At 62.6% G+C, this 19,416-nt stretch carries 26 protein-coding genes and 1 tRNA gene; 12 read left to right on the plus strand and 15 right to left on the minus strand.

Translation table 11 applies throughout. The features are described 5' to 3' along the window. Positions 1 to 189: 189 nt before the first annotated feature. From grpE to rsgA, 4 genes are read left to right on the plus strand one after another with little or no spacing between them, the layout of a single operon-like run. Positions 190 to 867 (plus strand): nucleotide exchange factor GrpE, encoded by a 678-nt coding sequence (gene grpE / locus SynRS9902_RS00100; protein WP_186509523.1) that lies wholly within the window; start codon positions 190 to 192, stop codon positions 865 to 867. Beyond that, positions 867 to 2,003, plus strand: a complete 1,137-nt coding sequence (dnaJ, locus tag SynRS9902_RS00105) for a molecular chaperone DnaJ (RefSeq protein WP_114988830.1) — start codon at positions 867 to 869, stop codon at positions 2,001 to 2,003. The genes grpE and dnaJ overlap by 1 nt, the downstream gene beginning before the upstream one ends. Further along, entirely contained in the window at positions 2,000 to 2,227 is a 228-nt protein-coding gene (locus SynRS9902_RS00110) for a sulfurtransferase TusA family protein (RefSeq protein ID WP_186509524.1), read from the plus strand. Before dnaJ ends, SynRS9902_RS00110 begins: the two co-directional genes overlap by 4 nt. 25 nt (positions 2,228 to 2,252) lie before the next feature. Further along, positions 2,253 to 3,134, plus strand: a complete 882-nt coding sequence (rsgA, locus tag SynRS9902_RS00115; RefSeq protein WP_186510457.1) for a ribosome small subunit-dependent GTPase A — start codon at positions 2,253 to 2,255, stop codon at positions 3,132 to 3,134. Here rsgA and SynRS9902_RS00120 read toward each other — a convergent pair. The 4 genes from SynRS9902_RS00120 to SynRS9902_RS00135 are packed head-to-tail and all read right to left on the minus strand — an operon-like array spanning position 3,109 to position 5,948. Then, complete coding sequence (locus SynRS9902_RS00120) at positions 3,109 to 3,450, minus strand: YbaB/EbfC family nucleoid-associated protein (protein ID WP_011363068.1); 342 nt, start codon at positions 3,448 to 3,450, stop codon at positions 3,109 to 3,111. The two genes, rsgA and SynRS9902_RS00120, sit on opposite strands and share 26 nt — an antisense overlap. 24 nt (positions 3,451 to 3,474) lie before the next feature. After that, positions 3,475 to 4,380, minus strand: coding sequence for a UDP-N-acetylmuramate dehydrogenase (murB, locus tag SynRS9902_RS00125; protein WP_186509525.1), 906 nt, complete (start codon positions 4,378 to 4,380; stop codon positions 3,475 to 3,477). Beyond that, the gene (murC, locus tag SynRS9902_RS00130; protein WP_186509526.1) at positions 4,377 to 5,786 is read right to left on the minus strand and encodes a UDP-N-acetylmuramate--L-alanine ligase; all 1,410 of its coding nucleotides are present in this window, start codon (positions 5,784 to 5,786) and stop codon (positions 4,377 to 4,379) included. Before murC ends, murB begins: the two co-directional genes overlap by 4 nt. 9 nt (positions 5,787 to 5,795) lie before the next feature. Further along, positions 5,796 to 5,948: a hypothetical protein gene (locus SynRS9902_RS00135; RefSeq protein WP_186509527.1), complete on the minus strand. Its 153-nt coding sequence runs from the start codon at positions 5,946 to 5,948 to the stop codon at positions 5,796 to 5,798. On the opposite strand from SynRS9902_RS00135, the gene gap reads away from it, so the two are divergent. Then, positions 5,947 to 6,972, plus strand: coding sequence for a type I glyceraldehyde-3-phosphate dehydrogenase (gene gap, locus SynRS9902_RS00140; protein ID WP_038556735.1), 1,026 nt, complete (start codon positions 5,947 to 5,949; stop codon positions 6,970 to 6,972). The genes SynRS9902_RS00135 and gap overlap by 2 nt on opposite strands. Before the next feature lie 89 nt (positions 6,973 to 7,061). Here gap and thiL read toward each other — a convergent pair whose 3' ends face one another. Then, positions 7,062 to 8,048 carry a thiamine-phosphate kinase gene (thiL, locus tag SynRS9902_RS00145; protein WP_186509528.1) on the minus strand — a complete coding sequence of 329 codons (987 nt, stop codon included), beginning with the start codon at positions 8,046 to 8,048 and terminating at the stop codon, positions 7,062 to 7,064. Then, positions 8,045 to 9,121: a peptidylprolyl isomerase gene (locus SynRS9902_RS00150; RefSeq protein WP_186510458.1), complete on the minus strand. Its 1,077-nt coding sequence runs from the start codon at positions 9,119 to 9,121 to the stop codon at positions 8,045 to 8,047. Before SynRS9902_RS00150 ends, thiL begins: the two co-directional genes overlap by 4 nt. Before the next feature lie 65 nt (positions 9,122 to 9,186). Between SynRS9902_RS00150 and efp the strand changes: the two genes are divergently transcribed. Beyond that, entirely contained in the window at positions 9,187 to 9,750 is a 564-nt protein-coding gene (efp, locus tag SynRS9902_RS00155; RefSeq protein ID WP_011363074.1) for an elongation factor P, read from the plus strand. Then, a complete protein-coding gene (gene accB / locus SynRS9902_RS00160) occupies positions 9,747 to 10,223 on the plus strand; it encodes an acetyl-CoA carboxylase biotin carboxyl carrier protein (RefSeq protein WP_186509529.1) in 477 nt (158 codons plus the stop codon). Before efp ends, accB begins: the two co-directional genes overlap by 4 nt. Position 10,224: 1 nt before the next feature. Here accB and pdxA read toward each other — a convergent pair whose 3' ends face one another. Continuing rightward, entirely contained in the window at positions 10,225 to 11,241 is a 1,017-nt protein-coding gene (pdxA, locus tag SynRS9902_RS00165; protein WP_186509530.1) for a 4-hydroxythreonine-4-phosphate dehydrogenase PdxA, read from the minus strand. 4 nt (positions 11,242 to 11,245) lie between these two features. Here pdxA and SynRS9902_RS00170 point away from each other — a divergent pair, with 4 nt between their 5' ends. Next, positions 11,246 to 11,431: a hypothetical protein gene (locus SynRS9902_RS00170; protein ID WP_186509531.1), complete on the plus strand. Its 186-nt coding sequence runs from the start codon at positions 11,246 to 11,248 to the stop codon at positions 11,429 to 11,431. Here SynRS9902_RS00170 and SynRS9902_RS00175 read toward each other — a convergent pair. From SynRS9902_RS00175 to SynRS9902_RS00185, 3 genes are read right to left on the minus strand one after another with little or no spacing between them, the layout of a single operon-like run. Beyond that, entirely contained in the window at positions 11,385 to 12,338 is a 954-nt protein-coding gene (locus SynRS9902_RS00175) for an SDR family oxidoreductase (RefSeq protein WP_186509532.1), read from the minus strand. The genes SynRS9902_RS00170 and SynRS9902_RS00175 overlap by 47 nt on opposite strands. Then, entirely contained in the window at positions 12,338 to 12,508 is a 171-nt protein-coding gene (locus SynRS9902_RS00180; RefSeq protein ID WP_186509533.1) for a hypothetical protein, read from the minus strand. The genes SynRS9902_RS00175 and SynRS9902_RS00180 overlap by 1 nt, the downstream gene beginning before the upstream one ends. Positions 12,509 to 12,541: 33 nt before the next feature. Continuing rightward, on the minus strand, positions 12,542 to 12,937 hold the full coding sequence (locus SynRS9902_RS00185) for an HNH endonuclease (RefSeq protein WP_114988841.1): 396 nt from the start codon (positions 12,935 to 12,937) through the stop codon (positions 12,542 to 12,544). Between the two features lie 242 nt (positions 12,938 to 13,179). On the opposite strand from SynRS9902_RS00185, the gene SynRS9902_RS00190 reads away from it, so the two are divergent. Beyond that, positions 13,180 to 14,703: an SNF2-related protein gene (locus tag SynRS9902_RS00190; RefSeq protein ID WP_370586311.1), complete on the plus strand. Its 1,524-nt coding sequence runs from the start codon at positions 13,180 to 13,182 to the stop codon at positions 14,701 to 14,703. Here SynRS9902_RS00190 and SynRS9902_RS00195 read toward each other — a convergent pair. Genes SynRS9902_RS00195 through SynRS9902_RS00205 form a run of 3 tightly spaced genes read right to left on the minus strand, consistent with a single transcriptional unit; the run spans position 14,658 to position 15,996 of the window. Then, positions 14,658 to 15,017: a hypothetical protein gene (locus tag SynRS9902_RS00195; RefSeq protein WP_255446154.1), complete on the minus strand. Its 360-nt coding sequence runs from the start codon at positions 15,015 to 15,017 to the stop codon at positions 14,658 to 14,660. The two genes, SynRS9902_RS00190 and SynRS9902_RS00195, sit on opposite strands and share 46 nt — an antisense overlap. Positions 15,018 to 15,039: 22 nt before the next feature. Further along, complete coding sequence (locus SynRS9902_RS00200; RefSeq protein WP_186509534.1) at positions 15,040 to 15,450, minus strand: DUF6554 family protein; 411 nt, start codon at positions 15,448 to 15,450, stop codon at positions 15,040 to 15,042. Between the two features lie 33 nt (positions 15,451 to 15,483). Continuing rightward, positions 15,484 to 15,996 (minus strand): AbrB family transcriptional regulator, encoded by a 513-nt coding sequence (locus SynRS9902_RS00205; protein WP_114988843.1) that lies wholly within the window; start codon positions 15,994 to 15,996, stop codon positions 15,484 to 15,486. 84 nt (positions 15,997 to 16,080) lie between these two features. Between SynRS9902_RS00205 and SynRS9902_RS00210 the strand changes: the two genes are divergently transcribed. Together SynRS9902_RS00210 and SynRS9902_RS00215 are read left to right on the plus strand one after the other, a co-directional pair. Further along, positions 16,081 to 16,404 carry a chemotaxis protein gene (locus tag SynRS9902_RS00210; RefSeq protein ID WP_186509535.1) on the plus strand — a complete coding sequence of 108 codons (324 nt, stop codon included), beginning with the start codon at positions 16,081 to 16,083 and terminating at the stop codon, positions 16,402 to 16,404. A 38-nt stretch (positions 16,405 to 16,442) separates the two neighbouring features. Further along, entirely contained in the window at positions 16,443 to 16,661 is a 219-nt protein-coding gene (locus tag SynRS9902_RS00215) for a hypothetical protein (protein ID WP_038551887.1), read from the plus strand. 350 nt (positions 16,662 to 17,011) lie between these two features. Here the strand turns inward: SynRS9902_RS00215 and SynRS9902_RS00220 are convergent. Both SynRS9902_RS00220 and SynRS9902_RS00225 read right to left on the minus strand, forming a co-directional pair. Continuing rightward, positions 17,012 to 17,083 (minus strand) — tRNA-Gly (locus tag SynRS9902_RS00220). Between the two features lie 32 nt (positions 17,084 to 17,115). After that, entirely contained in the window at positions 17,116 to 18,264 is a 1,149-nt protein-coding gene (locus SynRS9902_RS00225) for an alanine--glyoxylate aminotransferase family protein (protein WP_186509536.1), read from the minus strand. Positions 18,265 to 18,302: 38 nt separating this feature from the next. On the opposite strand from SynRS9902_RS00225, the gene cbiD reads away from it, so the two are divergent. Next, complete coding sequence (gene cbiD, locus SynRS9902_RS00230) at positions 18,303 to 19,409, plus strand: cobalt-precorrin-5B (C(1))-methyltransferase CbiD (protein ID WP_186509537.1); 1,107 nt, start codon at positions 18,303 to 18,305, stop codon at positions 19,407 to 19,409. Positions 19,410 to 19,416: the final 7 nt, after the last annotated feature.

The raw sequence follows: 19,416 nt of genomic DNA on the forward strand, positions 1-19,416 counted from the left end.
TTGCTCTGGGCCCGGAACCGGTTGCTGCAACAGCAATTCAAGGGCGAAACGCTGCCGTGCCGTGTCGCCGGCATCGGGGGTGGGCAGCGTCAGAGTCATCGATGGCGACAGAGGTGCGGGCTTCCGCAGCTTGTGGGAGGTAAGCGTTGCCCTTCAACATGTCTAGACAGCAATCCCTGAGCGGTCAGCATGAGCGGCGACGCCTCCACCCCAGAGCAGGACCAGACCGTTGAGTCCGGTGCTGTTCCAGCCACGCCGGAGTCCGCTCCAGATGCGCCCGAGGTGACGTCTGAACAGGCTCCTGCAGCGGTGGATCCGGCCGATCGGATGCAGCAGCTCGAGCAGGAGTTGAGCGGGTTGAAGCAGGAGCACGAGACGCTCAACAGCCAATACATGCGCATTGCGGCGGATTTCGACAACTTCCGCAAGCGCCAGAGCCGCGACCAGGACGACATGCGTCAGCAATTGGTCTGCTCGACCCTCACGGAGATTCTCCCCGTTGTCGACAACTTCGAGCGGGCCCGTCAGCAGCTGAATCCTGAAGGTGAGGAAGCCCAGGCGCTGCACCGCAGTTACCAGGGTCTGTACAAGCAACTGGTGGAGGTGCTGAAGCAGCAGGGGGTGGCCCGGATGGAAGTGGTTGGCCAGGAGTTCGACCCCAACCTGCATGAGGCCGTGCTGCGGGAGGAAAGCAGCGAGTTCGCTGAGGACGTGGTGTGTGAGGAGCTCCAGCGCGGCTACCACCGCGATGGGCGTGTGCTGCGCCACGCCATGGTGAAGGTGTCGATGGGTCCAGGACCATCCGATTCAGCGTCAGCGCCTGCTGAGGCCGCAGCGGCAGCGGATCAGACGGCGGAGGAGGCCTGATGGCCGACTTCTACGACCTGCTCGGCGTCAGCCGGGATGTGGATCCCGACAGCCTCAAGCGGGCTTATCGGCGCATGGCGCGTCAGTACCACCCCGACATCAACAAGGATCCGGGAGCTGAAGACCGTTTCAAGGAAATCGGCCGCGCCTACGAGGTGCTCAGTGATCCCCAGACCAGGGCCCGTTATGACCAGTTCGGTGAAGCCGGACTTGGTGGTGCGGCCGGTGCTCCCGACATGGGGGACATGGGCGGATTTGCCGATCTGTTCGAGACGTTTTTCCAGGGCTTCGGTGGACCTGGGGGTGCTGGAGCTGGTCGGCCGCGGCGTCAGGGCCCTCAGCAGGGGGATGACCTGCGTTACGACCTGACGATTGATTTCGAGCAGGCGGTGTTCGGTCAGGAGCAGGAGATCAAGATCCCGCATCTGGAGACCTGCGACACCTGCGGCGGTAGCGGTGCCAAAGCGGGCAGTGGACCCACCACCTGCGGTACCTGTGGCGGCGCCGGGCAAGTGCGCCGTGCCACCCGAACTCCCTTCGGCAGTTTCACCCAGGTCGCCGAGTGCCCCAACTGTGGCGGTACGGGCCAGGTGATTTCGGATCCCTGCGGGTCCTGTGGTGGCCAGGGTGTCAAACAGGTGCGCAAGAAGCTGCGGATCAACATCCCTGCCGGGGTGGACACCGGAACACGGCTTCGTGTGACCGGTGAAGGCAACGCCGGACCCCGGGGAGGCCCGTCCGGTGACCTTTACGTGTTCCTCACCGTTCGCAATCACCCGCGCTTGCAGCGGGATGGCCTGAACATCTTCTCGGAGGTCAAGGTCAGCTACCTCCAGGCGATTCTTGGCGACACCATTGAGGTGGAAACCGTGGATGGCAGCAAGGAGCTGGACATTCCCGCCGGCACCCAGCCCGGCACGGTGCTCACCCTGCCGAACCTGGGCATTCCTAAGCTCGGGAATCCAGTGGCACGGGGCGATCAGCGCGTGACGGTCACCGTGGATCTGCCGAAGCGGATCAGTGATGTGGAGCGGGAGCTCCTCGAGCAGTTGGCGGGTCACCATTCCGCCCGCGGCAAGCAACACCACCACCACAACAGTGGTCTGTTCGCTCGCTTGTTCGGTCAGAAGGGATGAGCAGGCGTTCCCTGGATCTGCGGGGAACGCCCTGTCCGGTGAATTTCATTCGCTGCAAGCTCACCCTCGAGCAGATGAGCAGCGGTGACTGTCTGGAGGTCTGTCTCGATCGGGGTGAGCCTGAGGCCATGGTTCTTCCAGGTCTGAGGGATGCAGGCCATCATGTGGAGTGCATTGATCAAACGCCGGATGCCATCACCATCGAGGTGATCCGCGGTGGCTGACACCGGCCGTTCGGTGGCATCCGGGATGGTGGTGGCGCTCCAGGCCAACTACCTGGAGGTGGAGCTGGATGCCGCACCTGATGGATGCCCAGGGCGGCTGCTCTGCACCCGTCGCACCCGGCTCAGCCATCGGGGTGAAGCCGTTTATGTGGGCGATCGGGTTCGCGTCGAGGCGATTGATCAAGGCCAGGGGCGTGCCGTGGTGGCCGAGGTCGAGCCACGCCACAGTTTTCTCACACGCCCACCGGTGGCCAACGTCTCCTTGGTGGCTGTGGTGTTGGCAGTGGAACAGCCCAGTTTTGACCCTGATCAGGCCAGTCGCTTTCTGTTGACGGCGGAACGGACCGGGCTGGAGGTGATCCTGCTGCTCACCAAGACAGACCTTCTTTCAGGTGCAGCGCTCGAGCGGCTGGTGACCCGGTTGAAAGGGTGGGGCTATGACCCGCTGGCGCTGTCAAGTGCAGCCGGAACGGGCATTGATGCTTTACGGCAGCGTTTGGCTGGTGCGCAGCTTTCGGTGCTGTGTGGGCCTTCTGGGGTGGGCAAGAGCAGCCTGCTGAACCAGTTGCGCCCTGACCTTCAACTGCGCACGGCTGCGGTGTCCGGTCGACTGCAGCGCGGGCGCCACACCACCCGCCACGTGGAGCTGTTTCCCCTGGGGCCGAGCGCGAGGGTGGCTGACACTCCCGGGTTCAACCGCCCCGATCTGCCGGATGACCCCCAGGAACTGGGGGTTCTCTTTCCTGAGCTGCGTCAGCAACTTGATCCCTGGCCTTGTCGCTTCCGCGACTGCCTGCATCGCGGTGAGCCCAGCTGCGGTGTGTCCACGGACTGGGAACGCTATGCCCTGTACAAGGCCGCGTTGATCGAGCAGAGCAGCCTCAGCCGCCCATCCCGGGGAGGTTGAGATTTAGGCCACCGGTGAGTTCTTCCATCCGGCCCTTCATCGTGGCGGTGGATTGCTCATAGGCCGCCTGCAGAGCTTCAAGGGTTGCCGTTTCGCTGGCCTGTTGGCCCTCCTGCAGCAGGGCTGGGTCCAGTCTTACCCGCAGGGGTTGCTGGTTGCCCGACAGCCAAACGCTGGCGCGGCCATCGCTGCTCTTGCCTTCGATCTCCATCCCGTCCAGTTCGTCTTGCAGGGCCTGAGCGTTCTGCTGAATCTCCTGGGCCTTCTTGAAGGCTTCGGTGAGCTGGCCGAAATTGGGGAGTCCGAACCCTGCCATGGCGATCCTGTGGGAGCCGGAAGGTTAAGCCGCCGAAGCGAATCCCAGCCGTTTCACTTCGGGGTGCAGACGGATTCCGTGTTCGGCTTCGATGCGGTCCTGCACCAGCTGGATCAACTGGGCGATGTCCTTCGCCTCGGCATCACCGGTGTTGACGATGAAATTGGCATGCACGGTTGAGATTTCGGCGCCGCCGATCCGGGTTCCCTTCAGTCCTTGCTCTTCGATCAGCCGTCCGGCCTTGAGCGGTTCGGGATTGCGGAAAACACTGCCGCAGCTGGGTTGTTGGTAGGGCTGCGTGGTGGTGCGGTGACTGAGGTTCGCCGTGGTGACCCGCTTCAGTTCATCCGGATCGTGACCGGGCTGCAAGCGGAATCGTGCCGACAACACCACGAGGTTGTCGTCTTGAAGACGGCTGTGCCGGTAGGCGAAGTCCAGTTGATCCCGCTGCAGCTCAAAGCAGTTGCCCCCTTCCATGGGCATGACCCGCACCGACTCCAGCCATTCCGCTGTGCAGCCTCCCTGGGCTCCTGCATTCATAACAGCCGCACCGCCAGCGGTTCCCGGGATGCCTACCGACCACTCCAGACCATGCAATCCAGCGCGGGCAGCGCGTCTTGCCAGTGACGGGATCGGTTCGCCGGCGAGCACCTCCACGGTCCCCGTGGTGGCATCAAGCTGCAGCCCCTGAAGTTTGCGCAGACAGAGCGAGAGCCCCGGCAGGCCGTCATCGTGAATCAGCAGGTTCGACCCAGCGCCGATGACGCGGCAGGGCATGCCCTGGTGAGCAGCCCATTCGATCCAGGCCTGGGTTTCCTCAAGGCTGGCGGGTTCGGCCAGCCATTCGGCCGCTCCTCCCACCCGCCAGGTGGTGTAGTCCGCCAGCTTGACTCGGGCCTGCGGTAGGCGGGCATCGCACTGCTTGGTCATGACGTCAGCCTTGACCACAGTCCATTCACGTCGCCAGCACCCATGGCCAGAACAAGATCGTTCTCGCGGCTGTGCTGGATCACCAGCTCGGTGAGTTGATCGAGAGTGTCTGCGACGGCGATTTCAAGATTCGGTTTCAGCTGGCGCACCCGATCCGCCAGGGCGTTGCTGCTGATGCCCTGCAGCGGTTGCTCGCCTGCGGGATAGACGGGAGCCAGCAGCAGCAGATCACAGTTCTGTAGGGCTTTGGCGAAGCCATCGAGGAACTGCCTGGTGCGGCTGTAGCGGTGCGGCTGGAACACCGCCAGGAGCCGTTGTGGTGCTGTGGGGAGCGGACTGCGTCCACTGCGCACCATCAGGCGTGCCATCTCCAGGGTTGCCTGCACCTCACTGGGATGGTGGGCGTAGTCATCAACGATGTGACGGCCCTTCCAGGTGCCCCGAAGATCAAATCGGCGGCCCGGTGTTTTCAGGCCAGCGAGGCCCTCCACCAACTGGTCGAAGGGGAGACCTTCCATGCGGCAGGCGGCCAAGGCGCCTGTGGCATTGCTCAGGTTGTGCAGCCCGGCCATCGGCAGGGTGAAGTCGCCGACGGGGTGGCCGGCTTCATAGAAACGGGCGACGCAGCGATCGCCTTCAAGGCTCAAGGGCAGGGCGGCGAAATCAACGGATTCGGCGCTCTGGTTGGACCACCAGGCCGTTGGCTGGAAGTGTTCCTGAAGGATTGGGCAGTCGTGATTGGCCAGCACGCGATCGCAACCCCCTGCGAAGCGTTGCAGGGTGGAGATCAGCTCGTCGAGGTTGGAGTAGTGATCGGTGTGATCCAGCTCCAGGTTGGTGATCACCCCCAGGCTGGGACTGAACTTCACCAGGGACCCGTCGGATTCATCCGCCTCGGCCACGAGCAGCTTCCCCTGGCCGGCGTGACCATTGCTGCCGAGGCTGGGGACGATGCCTCCAATCACAGCTGTTGGGTCCTGATCGGCCTCCAGCAGCAAGGTGGTGATCAAGGTGCTGGTGGTGGTTTTGCCGTGGCTGCCGGCGACCGCAATGGAGGGTTGCTGCTCGATCAGAGCCGCCAGTAGATCGGAGCGATGCCAGATCTCCAGCCCCTGCTGACGGGCCCGCTGCAGTTCCGGATTGCTCTCGGGGATGGCTGTGCTGATCACCACCACCGGCGAGCCAGCGGCTGTTGCTTCCGTGACGGCATCAATGCAGGTGGCGTCCTGCTGACGGAAGACCTTCACTCCGAGGGTCTTCAGCTGTTGCGTTGTTGCATTGTCACGCGGGTCTGAGCCGCTGACGAAGTGACCGCGGTCAACGAGAATCCGGGCCAAGGCCGACATACCAATTCCGCCGACACCGATGAAGTGGACTGGTGTCTGACGGTCGAGCAGGCGCGGCAACGGAGGGCTTCAGTCGGAAGAAAGATAAGTCAGTTGCCGCTGCTTGTCTGCCGTGCTGAGGGCCGGATCGAGCTGATTGAAGCGGGGTTGAACAAGGTATTTCTGCTGATTTCTGTATGATCGGCGGCCAAAACCCTTGCGCGGCTTTGCCGCTTCTGCCATGACCCTGCGCGTTGCGATCAATGGATTCGGCCGGATCGGTCGCAATGTTCTGCGGGGATGGATCAGCCGGGGTGCTGACACCGGCCTGGAAATCGTGGGGATGAACTCCACGTCCGACCCCGCCACCAGCGCTCACCTGCTGACCTACGACTCCATCCTTGGGCGTCTCGATCCCTCCGTGGATATCAAAACCACGGACAGCTCGATGTTCGTCAACGGTAAGGAGATCAAGTTCTTCGCTGACCGCAATCCCCTCAACTGCCCCTGGAAGGAGTGGGGCGTTGACCTAGTGATCGAGTCCACTGGTGTGTTCAACACCGATGAGAAGGCCAGCATGCACATTCAGGCTGGCGCCAAGAAGGTGATCCTCACCGCCCCTGGTAAGGGTGATCGCGTCGGCACCTTCGTTGTGGGCGTCAACGACGACCAGTACCGCCACGAAGACTGGGACATCCTCAGCAACGCCAGCTGCACCACCAACTGCCTGGCACCGATCGTCAAGGTTCTGGATCAGAACTTCGGCCTCGACTGGGGTCTGATGACCACCATTCACAGCTACACCGGCGATCAGCGGATCCTGGACAACAGCCACCGCGACCTGCGCCGCGCCCGTGCTGCAGCTCTGAACATGGTTCCCACCACCACCGGTGCAGCCAAGGCCGTGGCTCTGGTTTACCCCGAGGTGAAGGGCAAGCTCACCGGCTTCGCCATGCGCGTTCCCACCCCGAACGTCTCCGCTGTTGACCTCACCTTCGGCCCCTCCCGCGCCGCCAGCGTCGACGACATCAAGGCCGCCATCAAGTCGGCTTCCGAGAACGGCATGAAGGGGATCATCAAGTACAGCGATCTGCCCCTGGTGTCCACCGACTACGCCGGAACCAACGAGTCCACCATCTTTGATGCCGACCTCACCTACGCCATGGGTGACAAGGCTGTGAAGATCCTGGCCTGGTACGACAACGAGTGGGGCTACAGCCAGCGTGTTGTTGACCTCGCCGAAGTGGTGGCCAAGAACTGGAAGTGATCGCCCGTTGATCGCTTTTTTGATCCCTCCCGACCTGGGGGGGATTTTTTTTGGTCAGGCACGGTCGCTTAGGGGCCGCTCAGGGCTGCTCAGGGCTGACCGAAGTGATCAAATCCGCTTGTGTCCACTGGCTCGTGGTTGTGGGCCCAGCGGATGACGCCCGCTTCAGCATTGATCTGGCCGATGCGCTGGCTTTCGGGGATGCATCGCTGCAATGCATCGGCCCAGGCCTCGGGAAGGCTCAGCACCAACTCAAAGTCCTCTCCTCCGGCGAGGCACCAATCCGTCCATCGAGCTCCCTCAGGCCAGCCTTCGGCCGTTGGAAGCTGGTCGTTGTGCAGCACCGCTCCGCAGCCGCTGCTGCTGCAGAGACCTGCGACGGCAGAGAGCAGTCCGTCGCTGCTGTCGGTTCCCCCGGCCCGCCAGGGCAGATGCTTCGGTTTGCAGGCCAGCAGCTGCTGGACGTCCTTCAGCCGAGGTGTGGGGCGTTGGTGGCGTGCGATCGCCTGGTCCCGCAGGGTTGAGCACAAAGCGATGTCACGCACGTTTGGATCGTTCTGGAGGAGGGCGAGGCCCAGTCGGCTGAGCCCATGGGGCCCACTGGTGACCAGCACATCGCCAGGGCGGGCTGCGTTGCGATGCAGACGCAGGGGTCCGAGACGGCCGAGTGCCGTGATCGAGAGCAGCCTCTGTTCTCCTTTGGAGCAGTCACCTCCCAGCAGAACGCCGCCGTACTGCCCCAAGGCGGCACTGATGCCTTGATACACCCCGTCCACCCAGTCCCAACGGGTGTGGCCTGGGGCGACCAGGGCCACGGTGATTCCATCGATGGCGACGGCACCACTGGCGGCCAAGTCGGACAGGTTGGCGGCAACGGCGCGCCAGCCCACATCCATGGCGGTTGTGGTGGCATCGCTGAAATGGATGCCATCCACCAGAACGTCGGTGTTGATCAGCAGTGGCCGGGCGTCGGCGGGCAGGGCTGCGGTGTCGTCACTGAGCTGATCGGGCGGAGCGAAGCGAGCCAGCCGCCTGAGCAGCTCCGCTTCAGTCAGCTCCGCCAGGGTCGGGCTCATGCGTGGGCTTTGAGCTGCTCCGCTCCCTCCACTACCTTCACTGCGGTGATCCGGTCATCGACGCCCAATTCCTCCACAACATCGAATCCATCCACCACGTAGCCGAAGGCTGCATTGCGGCCATCCACGAGGTTCAGACCAGCCGGGGTGAGCTCTGCCTCGTAGAGAAACATGAAGAACTGCGAGGATCCGTCGTCGAGGGCCTGGTCTGAATGGGCCCAGCCAAGGGTGCCCAGGGTTGCGAACGGAAGGGTTGGTGTGGCCATGAACAGGCCCACGTCTTCAAAGGTTTCGTTGTAGATCGTGTCGTCTTCGCCCGGCACGCGGATCTCAAGGGGCACATGGCGCTCCTGCTTGGTCTTTGGATCCACGTAGCCGATCTCCGGACCTTCCGGATCACCGCTCTGGAGCACGTAGAAGTCTTCGGCCCGGATGAAGGGCAGTCCGTCATAGAAGCCCTTGAGGGCCAGATCCACGAAGGCGCCTGCGGTGAGTGGGGCGTTGTAGCCATCCACCACGGTGGTCAGCTCCCCCTGGGTGGTGCTGATGTTGAGGGTGGCTCGTCCCTGCAGCCGTGGCAGGGCATCGAATTCTGCGGGGATCTCCCGTTCAAAACCTTCGGGCACCAGCAGGGCCTCCACATCGCCGATGAAGCTCAGCGTCCGTCGTCGATCGGCGATGAAGCCTGGTTTGTCGGTGGCTTTGACCTTCTCTTTGAGGTCTTCAAGGCCCAGATCCACGCGCTCAAACAGTGCTTCAGCCGTACCGCGTTTGGCTTCAGGGACCGCGTTCAGGATGGTGTCGCGGCGGGTGTTGAGCAGCGATTCAGTGCGTGACACCGTCTTGCCGAGGGCTGTCCAGCGTTTGGCCCGCAGATCGTCACTGGTGAGTTCCAGCCGATGCTGCAGTTCGCGGATGTCGTCCTGATCGAAGGGCAGCGCGTCCCGAAGAATCGCGGCAGGGTCCTTCACAGCATTGCCCTGGGGCAATGCGGCCCAGGCAGGGGCGGCGATTGTGATCAGAGCAAAGCTGATCAGAACAGCAAGGACGGCGTTCAAACGCTGATGGACCAAGGGGGAACCCCAGTACTGACGGGACTTTGGCACAGCCGTATAGTCCGATGAACCGTTCGGTGGGAATGATCTCCAGTAACGACTTCCGCACCGGCACCACGATTGAGATCGATGGGGCCGTCTGGCGTGTTGTCGAGTTCTTGCACGTCAAGCCCGGCAAGGGATCTGCCTTCGTGCGCACCAAGCTCAAGGCGGTGAAGTCCGGCAACGTGGTGGAGAAGACCTTCCGCGCCGGGGAAATGCTTCCTCAGGCGATGTTGGAGAAATCCTCGCTTCAGCACACCTACATGGAAGGTGAGGACTATGTCTTCATGGACATGGCCACCTACGAGGAGACCCGCCTCAGTGCCGACCAGATCGGCGAGAGCCGCAAATACCTCAAAGAGGGCATGGAGGTGAACGTGGTGTCCTGGAACGACACCCCCCTCGAGGTTGAACTGCCCAACTCCGTGGTTCTGGAGATCAAAGAAACCGACCCTGGCGTCAAAGGCGACACCGCCACCGGTGGCACGAAGCCCGCCATTCTTGAGACCGGTGCACAAGTGATGGTTCCGCTCTTTCTTTCTGTGGGAGAAAAGATCAAAGTGGACACCCGCAACGACAGTTACCTCGGGCGCGAAAACGGATGACCATGCAGCTGGATCACGAACAACTGCACCGCTTGCTGGAAGCGCTCGGCGAGAGCGACATCCAGGAGTTCCGATTGGAAGGGGACGACTTCCGTCTGGAAATCCGTCGCAACCTGCCGGCCCAAGCCGTCATGGCCCCGGTCATGCCCGCTCCCGTTGCTGCTGCACCAGCGTCCGTTGCGCCCGCCGAGCCTGCAGCTGCACCGCCTGCATCCACCGCAACCCGCAGTGACCTGCTCGAAGTCACGGCTCCCATGGTGGGCACCTTCTATCGCGCTCCCGCTCCGGGCGAACCTGCCTTTGTTGAGGTGGGCAGCCGGATCAACGTCGGCCAGACCGTCTGCATCCTTGAGGCGATGAAGCTGATGAACGAGCTGGAGTCTGAGGTTGGCGGTGAAGTGGTGGAGATCCTGGTGGACAACGGCACGCCCGTTGAATTCGGTCAGGTTCTGATGCGGGTCAAGCCGGCCTGAGTCAGCTCAGGTCCCAGGCGGCCTGAAGGGCTGCCGTCGTGCTCTCAGGGCTGGCGATCCCTTGGCCTGCAATGTCGAAGGCGGTGCCGTGGTCGGGGGAGGTGCGTAGGAACGGCAGTTCCACAGTGGTGTTCACCGCTGCGTCGAAGGCCAGCAGCTTCACGGGAATGAGCCCCTGGTCGTGATAAAGGGCCAGGATCCCGTCAGGACCAGGCTGGTTTGGCGACTGCCAAGCGCGAGCAGCGCTGATCCAGCAGGTGTCCGGAGGAACGGGACCCACCAGCTGCACCTGAGGATGGTCCTTCCGCCATTGATCCAGCAGCGGCAGCAGCCATTCGGCTTCTTCGTGGCCCAGTTGACCGGCTTCACCGGCATGGGGATTCAGACCGGCAATGCGCAGATGTGGTGTGCTCGTGAAGCGTCGACAGAACTCCTCCAGCACGTTCAGTTTGTGGTGTACCAGGTCTGGTGTCAGCGCTTCAGGGACCTGGCTGAGGGGGATGTGGGTGGTGGCCAGCAAGGTGTTCAGGCGCCAGCCGCTGGTTGGAGAGACGGCCGTGAACAGCATTGAGGAGCGCTGGCGTCCAGCCAACTCAGCCAGGCGTTCGGTCTGCCCGGGATAGCGGTGGCCGGCCGCATGCCAGAGGTGTTTGGCGATGGGCGCGGTGACCAGGGCGCGGGACCCTCGTTCCTGCAGCAGTTCGACGGCGCGGGTCAGCCAGCGAAACCCCGCATCGGCTCCGCTGGTGGTGGGCTGTCCTGGCTGAACGCTGGCCTCCAGCGGTTGGTCGTCGATCCTGAGGGCTGCGGGGTTGGCAAGGGGGTGGCTCGTTTGCCGCTGCAGTCGCGCGTGGGTGCTGATCAGCGTGCGTCGGCAACCCACCAGCAGGGGCTGGAGCTCTGGGGGGAGCGTGGGTGAGGCGAGGGCTTTGAGCACCACTTCCATGCCGATGCCCGCGGGATCGCCGAGAGCGATCACCAGCTCATGCCTAGGGTTCGTGGAATCGTGGGGGCCCATCGCTGTGCTGCGTTTGCTGCTGCTGGGGTGTCTGTTGGTGGGATTGGCCGCTGGCCTGAGCAATGGCTGGATCGAACTGCATCTCTCCCGTTTCCTTGAGGATGTGGGGCTATCCCTGCCTGAGGAAGGCGAGGGTTTCGATTTCAACCGTTGGCTGATTGAGGGGGAGAACGCAGGTCAGACGGATTGAGTTTGTCCTGGTTCAGGCAATCCTGCAGCCCAACGTGGTAGTTCGGATGCAGCAACGCGTAACCGAGCTCATGGCAGAGCCTGTGGTTGCTGACGCGGCGGTTCTCGCTCCAGAACGACTGCGCCATTGGACTCATGCTGTCCACGATCTGGTCGAACGGCTCCAGCGGCGGCAGGGCACAACCCAACAGGTCTGCCGCATACCGCATCAGTTCGGCGGTGGGAGCCGGGAGGTCATCCACCACATTCACGATGCTTCCATTGCCCGGGCTTGCCGGAGCGTCCTGTCCGGCGCGATGCATCAGGTGCCAGCAGGCCCCTGCGATGTCTTCCACATGGATGCGGCAGAACACCTGGCCAGGCTTGTCGATCAAGCGGGCCCGCCCTTGCTGTAAGCCGTTGAGCACTGACCGGCCCGGTCCATAAATGCCTGGCAGACGCAGAATCTGGATCGGCAGACCTGAGCGCAACCAAGCTTGTTCGCAGTTGAGGCGGCGCATGCTGCGGTCCAGCGCTGGTGCCGGGTCGTCCTGTTCCGACACCCAACCGCCCTGACGATCGCCGTAAACCCCTGTGGTGGAGAGATAGCCCGCCCAGCGCAGCGGCAGGCTTCTGAGCGTTGGCAGCAGCTTCAACAAGACCGGATCGTTGCCTTCGCGATCCGGGGGGATGGTGGACAGCAGATGGGTCACGCCCTCCAGGGCGGCAGGGTCGAGCTGGTCTTGACCATTGCTGTCGAAGAGCAGATCCGCCTCGGCAGAGTCGAGGGAACGGCGGGTGCAGAGCACCGGTGTTCCCAGGGCTCGAGCCAGCCCGGCCAGACAACGTCCGCTGTATCCGCCGCCCAGCACCAGCAGCTTGGTGTCAGCCGCCAGCGGCTGCGACCGCTTGACAAGATCAGCAAGCATCAGTACACCTGTATTAGATCAAATGTACTGTCGTGACGTCGTCGTCTCTCCATCGTTCCCGTTCCGGGCCCATCGTGCTCCGGGCCATCCTGACGGCTGCCCTGCTCGCCGGTGCTGTGGTGCTGGCGCCTGAAGACCCAGGCGTTCAGGCCTCCATCTGCCAGCGTCACCACTCCTCGGATGTCTGTCGGGTTTGGTGAGCCTCAGGCCGCCTGAGCCGCGATTGAGATGTCGTCCGGCTCGTTGATGGGCTGATCCGGTTGGGCCCACTGCAGCAGGCGAACGGCGAGCCGAAGGTCGCCATCCATCCAGGCCCGAATCGCCATAGCGCGGCGTGGGTCATAGAAGCGCTGTCGCCGGTACCAGTCGAAAACGTCGGCGTCCGATTTGCGGCCATTGCAGGACAAGCAGGCCGGTACGCAGTTTTCTGTAACGCTTGAACCCCCTTTGGCCTGGGGGTGAATGTGATCAATTGACTCGGAAGGTTTGCCGCAATAAATACAACTTTTGCCGGTAAAAGTGTGAAGAGACTGTCGCCATCTTCGAACGCGTAATTTGGGACAGAGTTCGTCGAGAAAAACCGCGTCCCTGCTATGCATCCAAATGCATCGGTTAAGGGAATTCTGCCTTGAACGAAAAGCCCGTCAATGTGTCGAGCGCTGCATTTTCGATAATTTTTCAGCCTGTGATGTGAATCTTGACCTCAATGCTTGCGCGCTGATCTGGTTTCACTAAAATAATTGTTTGTGGGGGCCTGTTGGTGGCGTCAAAACCCACATTTACCTGTTGCCTGGATCTGTCCCCAGCGGGTCTGATTCGCGTGGTCAGCCCCTTTGATGCGGTGACCCAGTCCCAGTTGCGTCGGATCAAGCCACGCGGGCGTTGGAACGGTGTTGGCCAGGGTTGGGATTTCCCCTTGGCTGCAGCCGATGCGCTTCAGCAGGCCCTGGGGCGTCGTTTCCCCGTCACCTCCTCATTGCAGCAGTGGCTCGACTGGTGTCAGCAGCCGCTGCCGCCGCTGCCGCCGCACCGGACCCTTGTTGCTGCAGCGGATCTCGACGAAGTCCTGCAGGATGGTCGTCGGCCTCTGCGCCATCAACGCTCCGGGGTCCGCTGGCTCCTGGCCCGTCGCGGCGCCGTTCTGGCCGATGAGATGGGGCTGGGGAAGACCCTCACAGCTCTGTTGGCGGCCCGTGCCCTGATGCGCTGCGCTGAGCTGCGGTTGCTGGTGGTGGCTCCCGTTGGCCTGCATCCCCACTGGCGCCGGGAATCAGAGGCTCTCGGGGTTCAGCTTGATTTGGCGAGCTGGGCTCGGCTTCCCGACACCCTGCCACCAGCGGGAACGCTCCTGGTGGTGGATGAAGCGCACTACGCCCAGTCGCTTCAGGCGCAGCGCACGGCCGCTTTGCTGCGTCTGGCCCGTCATCCCCGTCTGCGGGCGATCTGGATGCTCACGGGAACCCCGATGAAGAACGGTCGCCCGTCCCAGCTGTATCCCCTGCTGGCGGCGATGGATCATCCGATTGCTCGGGATCAACGCCAGTTCGAAGAGCGGTATTGCCAGGGGCACTGGCGGGAGGGTCGAACCGGTAAACGCTGGCAGGCGTCCGGCGCCAGTCAGCTGGAGGAGCTGCGGCGCTTGACTCGACCGTTGATCCTGCATCGCCGCAAGCAGCAGGTGGTAGACCTTCCTCCCAAGCAGCGGCGTCTTCACCCCGTGGAGCTGTCGGAGGCTGAGCTCACGGGTTTCGACCATCGTGTCGAGCTGGTGTTGGATGACTACCGCCGTCGGGCTCAGCTCGGAGAGGTGCGACGGGATGCAGAGCACCTGGCTTTGCTCACCTCCATGCGCCAGATCGCTGCGGAATTCAAATTGCCGGCGGCGCAGCAGCTGGTGGAGTCACTGCGCCGGCAAGGCGAGGCTGTAGTGCTGTTCAGTGGCTTTGTGGCCCCATTGCAGCTGTTGCAGCAAACCCTTGGCGGCGAGTTGTTGACCGGTCGCCAGCGCCCTGCTGAACGCCAGGAGAGTGTGGATCGGTTCCAGCAGGGTCAGAACGATTGTCTGTTGGCCACCTTCGGCACCGGTGCCCTTGGCTTCACCCTGCACCGGGCCCGTCATGTGGTGTTGCTGGAACGCCCCTGGACGCCAGGCGATCTCGACCAAGCCGAAGACCGCTGTCATCGTCTGGGAATGGGAGATGGCCTGACCTGCCATTGGCTGCAACTAGGCGCAGCCGACCAGCTGGTGGATGGCTTGTTAGCGAGCAAGGCGGAACGGATCCAGGTGTTGCTGGGGCCCCGGCGCTTGTCGCTGCAACGTCAATCACTCCCCGCCATGGTGCGGGATTGTTTGCAATTGCTCTGACGCACCTGGAGTTCGTGCTGCAGCATCGGGTCGACCGGCTGGCTCGACCGCTTCAGCAGCGACACTGCCGTTGTGACGTCGTCGCAGGCTTTGGCTTGATCGCCAAGCAGGGTCAAGACAAGGGCGCGGTCGCGATGCAGATAGGCCTGATTCGGTGTCTGCTCGATGGCCTCATCACATCGTTTGACCATCAGCTCAAGGTCATCCATGCGGAACCCGCTGAGGCAACTGGAGACGAGCGGCGTCGGTGTCTTGGCAGGCGTCGCGGGTTGCTGGCTTTGACAGCCAGCCACAAACACGGCAGCCAGAAGCATCAGCCCCAGAAGCCCTGAGGGCTCAGTAGCTGTAGCGCGTGGTGTCGTCGCTGCTCTCGATGCTGCTTTCGGTGTCGGATGAGGAGTTTGCAAGGGCGGCAGCGGTGGCTGGTTGAGTGTTCCCGCCGAACAGATCACCAAGGAACTGGCCACAGTCGGGGAAATTGCCGGGGTCCTGGACGACGGCTTCTGTAATCATCACCGAGGCATGCTCCGGGGATGTTTTGAACACGCCGCTGCGCTGCCGCTTGATCACGGCGTAGGCGGCATTCCAGCTCACCTCGTGGTCGTTGCCGCTGGACCGCATGAAGCAATAGATTTTCGCCCCTTTTATTTCGCCGGCTCCGGCTGCTTGAACAGGAGTGGCCACGCTGCCTAGAGCGCCGATCAGGGCCGCGGCGGAGAGAACCAGCGATGACCTGATGGGACCCATGACGTCAGTTGTGGATTGGTTCCAAGGTATCGATCAGCTTCCAGCTGTCGAGGGGACGATCAGCCGCACCACCAACGGCAGCACCAGCAGCACGGTGATCAGCCGCACGGCATGGAGGGCGGCCACCGCGGCACCGACGCCGAATTCGGCACCGACCAGGCTCATGCCACTGATGCCACCCGGGGCAGCGCCAAGCAAGGCCACGACGGGATCAATGCCGAGCAAGCGGCTGGTCCAGAGGCCGACGACCAGTCCTGTTAGCACCAGCGCCAGGGTGATCAGAACCGCTGGTTTCCAGAGAAGTTGCAGTTGCTCCAAGGACGCTCGCGTCAGGCCAGTTCCGATCACGGTGCCGATGCCGATCTCCAGAACCGTGCGCGTTCCCGCTGGCCATGTGGCTGGTTCCAGCTGGCCGCTCATGCTGACGATGCCAGCACCCAGCAAGGCTCCCGCCAGAGGTGCGGCGGGAATGCCGCTGAACAGAGCCAGCAGTCCGATGGCGGTTCCAGCCAGTAGGTACAGCGCCAGCGTTGCCAAGGAAGGCATCGGTCTCGATCGCGTCATGTCAGCTTGATCTTGAGACAGCGGCGCTCCTGTGTTGTCATCAGCGCAACCATCAGCTTTTCGGTGATGACGTCCTCCGTGTCCTTTCGGATCACCCGCACAGCGGAAGATCTTGCTCAAACCATCACGGCTCTGTCGCAGCGCTTGGTGAAACTGGAACAGCGTCAGGAAGCGCTCGAGCTCCAACTGCGCTATCAGCAGCAGAATCTGAATGCTGTCCCAGACGAAGAGATCTCCACTCTCGAGGGCGTAGAAGCTCTGCTGCGGGAAACGCGGGAGCTGCTGGAGAGCACAGCTCCGATGCCAGAGCCTGAAACGGCTGAGGAGTCCTCCCAGAACCATGCCTGGGGTCAGCAGGCCGAAACAGAAGCGGGCCGCGACGTCGCGTAGGGGTGGCGTGCGGTGTCAAAATAAAAAGAAAGGCAACTATGGCGACCACCATCCCTGCCTCCAATGCTTGTGCATCTCGCACCTTGCATGGCATGACCATCTGGACCCGGTCAGGTTTCCTTGAAGGTGGTCATCAGCTCGAGAAGCTGGAATTCGCGCTTGCCCTCGCTGAAGCCAAAGGTGATCAGCGCCGTTGCTCGCAGTTGCGCGACCGAATTGCCGATCTGGGGGGTAACGCAGAGGAACCTGGTACTTGATCTGAATCCAAGCAATTGACGGGGTTGATCGGCAATCGTGCAGATCGCGTGTGGGATGGTCTAAATATCAATTAGAGCTAATCTTTTGTTGATAAGGGACTGGAACGTTGACCCTGACGCTTACGAAAACAAAACAACCTGAGACGGCTGCTCAACAACGTCAGGACCACGAATCGGCAGCGCAAGCCTTGTTCACCAAGGCCCGTCATTGTGCTGAGGATGGCCGAATCAACGAAGCGGGCTCTTTGATCTTGAGGGCCTTGGGGCACGAACGTCGTGCTGGTTGTGCTGGTCCTCAAGTTCTTCAGCTCATCAAGCCTCGTTCTTGATGAGCTCTTGAAATTCGTTCAAGCGGGTGACCGGACTCGAACCGGCGACGTTCAGCTTGGGAAGCTGACATTCTACCACTGAATTACACCCGCAAAGGGGCGAGATCGCTCTCGCCACCTGTGTTTTAGCTAAGAGCAGCGGAGGCTGCAGCAACCCCTGCTCCCATGCAGCCTTTGTGGAGACCAAGGGACTGAAGGGTGGATTCGATCGCAGCGACGGCGGTCAGAACATCCCGGTCGCAGACGTAGCCGAGATGGCCGATGCGGAACACCTGACCTTTCAGGTGGTCTTGTCCTCCAGCCAGAAGAATGTCGAACTTCTCCTTCACGGCTTTGCGCAACTGTTCGGCATCGATGCCTAAAGGGGCAACTGCGGTGATGGCCGGGCTGCCGCAACCCTCGGCAGCAAACAGGGGCAAGCCCATCGCTTTCATGCCCGCCTGGGCAGCAGCGCGGTGGCGGGCGTGGCGGACAAAGATCGCCTCTAGGCCCTCCTCCTGCATCATGTCCAGAGCAGCTTCCAGCCCGAAATAGAGGTTCACGGCCGGGGTGAAGGGGTTGCTGTCCTTCGCCGCTGTTTTCCGGTAAGGGCCCAGATCGAGATAGAACTTGGGCAGATCGGAGCGCTCATAGGCCTCCCAGGCCCGTGCACTCATGGCCACAAAACTCAGACCCGGTGGAAGCATGTATCCCTTCTGCGCGCCTGATGCCACCACATCCAGTCCCCACTCATCCATCGGGACGTTGGTGGCGCCAAGGCTGGTGACGCAGTCCGCCAGGGTCAAGGCCGTGCCGTGGGCCTTCACGTGACGGGCAATGCTCTCCAGGTCATTGATTACCCCTGTCGAGGTTTCCGAGTGGGTGAGGATCACGGCCTTGATCGCTTTAGCGCTGTCGGCTTCCAACGCTGAGCGGAAGGCCTCTGGATCGAGGGGTTGGCCCCACTCCGCCTTGATCACCTCAACATCGAGTCCGTAGGCGCGGGCCACCTTGACCCAGCGTTCGCCGAACTTGCCGTTGTCACCGCAGAGCACCTTGTCGCCGCGGCTGAGGGTGTTGATGATCCCCGCTTCCATGGCGGCGGTTCCGCTACCGGTGATCACCAGCACGTCGCTTGTCGTCTGGTGCAGCCACTTGAGCTGTTCGGTGGTGCGCCGCACGATGGCCTGGAACTCCCCGCTGCGGTGGCCGATGGGGTGACGACCCATGGCCTTCAGCACCGTTTCCGGCACCGGGGTCGGGCCCGGAATCATCAGGGTGAGCTTGTCCTGCATGGCGCGGGGGATGCCAATCGGCGACTCTAGAAAACAGCTTGTTCGGTTCCATCGCCCCCTCCAGCCCTGGATTGACCCTGCCGGTGTGGGTGGCGGCGGCGGCCAAGGCGGCCCTGCAGGTGTTGCTTGGTGAGCCGTTTGAGCCTGAGCAGCAGTTGAGTCAGGGGTCAGATCAACCCTCGATGCAGGTGCCGGTCTGCTCGGCGGCTCCTCTGGCACCAGGTGAGGCCTTGGGCATCAGCCGTTGTGATCCAGGGCCTGGCCTTGATCTGACGCGGGATCTTGAGGTCTGGGTGCGGGTGGCCTGGATCGCTGCATCCCAGCCGGTGCTCGAGCTGCAGGCCGGAGAAGGGGTGGGTCGTTTTGGCGCTGAGGGGGACGTTTGCCTCTCCGGTTTTGCCCGTGAGCTGTTGGAGCGGAATCTGCTGCCCCTAGTGCCGCCGGGTCGGGGCTTGCTGGTGCAGCCGATTCTTCCGAGGGGCCGCGTCCTGGCCGAACGCACCAGCAATGCCGCCTTCGGTGTTGTTGATGGTCTGGCGTTGATCGGCACCCAGGCGGAGGTGCAGCGCAGCGCCGCACCGGATCAACTTCAGCAGGTGCTTTCAGAGCTGGGCGCGCTCGCTGCGGATCGGGCCTTCCAGGGACGCCTCGTGCTGGTGATTGGAGAGAACGGATTGGATCTGGCCCTTCAGCAGGGTCTGGGGCCCGTGCTCAAGGTGGGCAACTGGGTGGGGCCGGTGCTGGTGGCCGCGGCGGAGGCTGGTGTTCGCCATCTGTTGCTGCTCGGTTATCACGGCAAATTGATCAAGCTGGCCGGCGGCATCTTTCACACCCATCACCACCTGGCTGATGGTCGTCTGGAGGTGTTGGTGGCGCTGGGGCTGGATGCGGGTCTGTCAGTGGCCCAGTTGCTGCAACTGCGTCGCGCCGCCTCCGTTGAGGAGGCCTTCCAGCTCCTGGACGCTGATCAATCCGCTGCCCTCGGCCAGCATCTGGCCACGATCGTGGAGCGGCGCAGCCAGTCCTATGTGTCCCGCTATGGCGAGTGGTCGATGCGGATCGGTGCTGTCCTGTTCGATCGGAGCCGCACCCTGCGCTGGTGGGGAGCGGAGGGGGAGAAGCGCTTCTTTACATTGAGGGATTGACGCTCGT

This window comes from Synechococcus sp. RS9902 (assembly GCF_014279635.1).
Taxonomy (GTDB): Bacteria; Cyanobacteriota; Cyanobacteriia; order PCC-6307; family Cyanobiaceae; genus Parasynechococcus.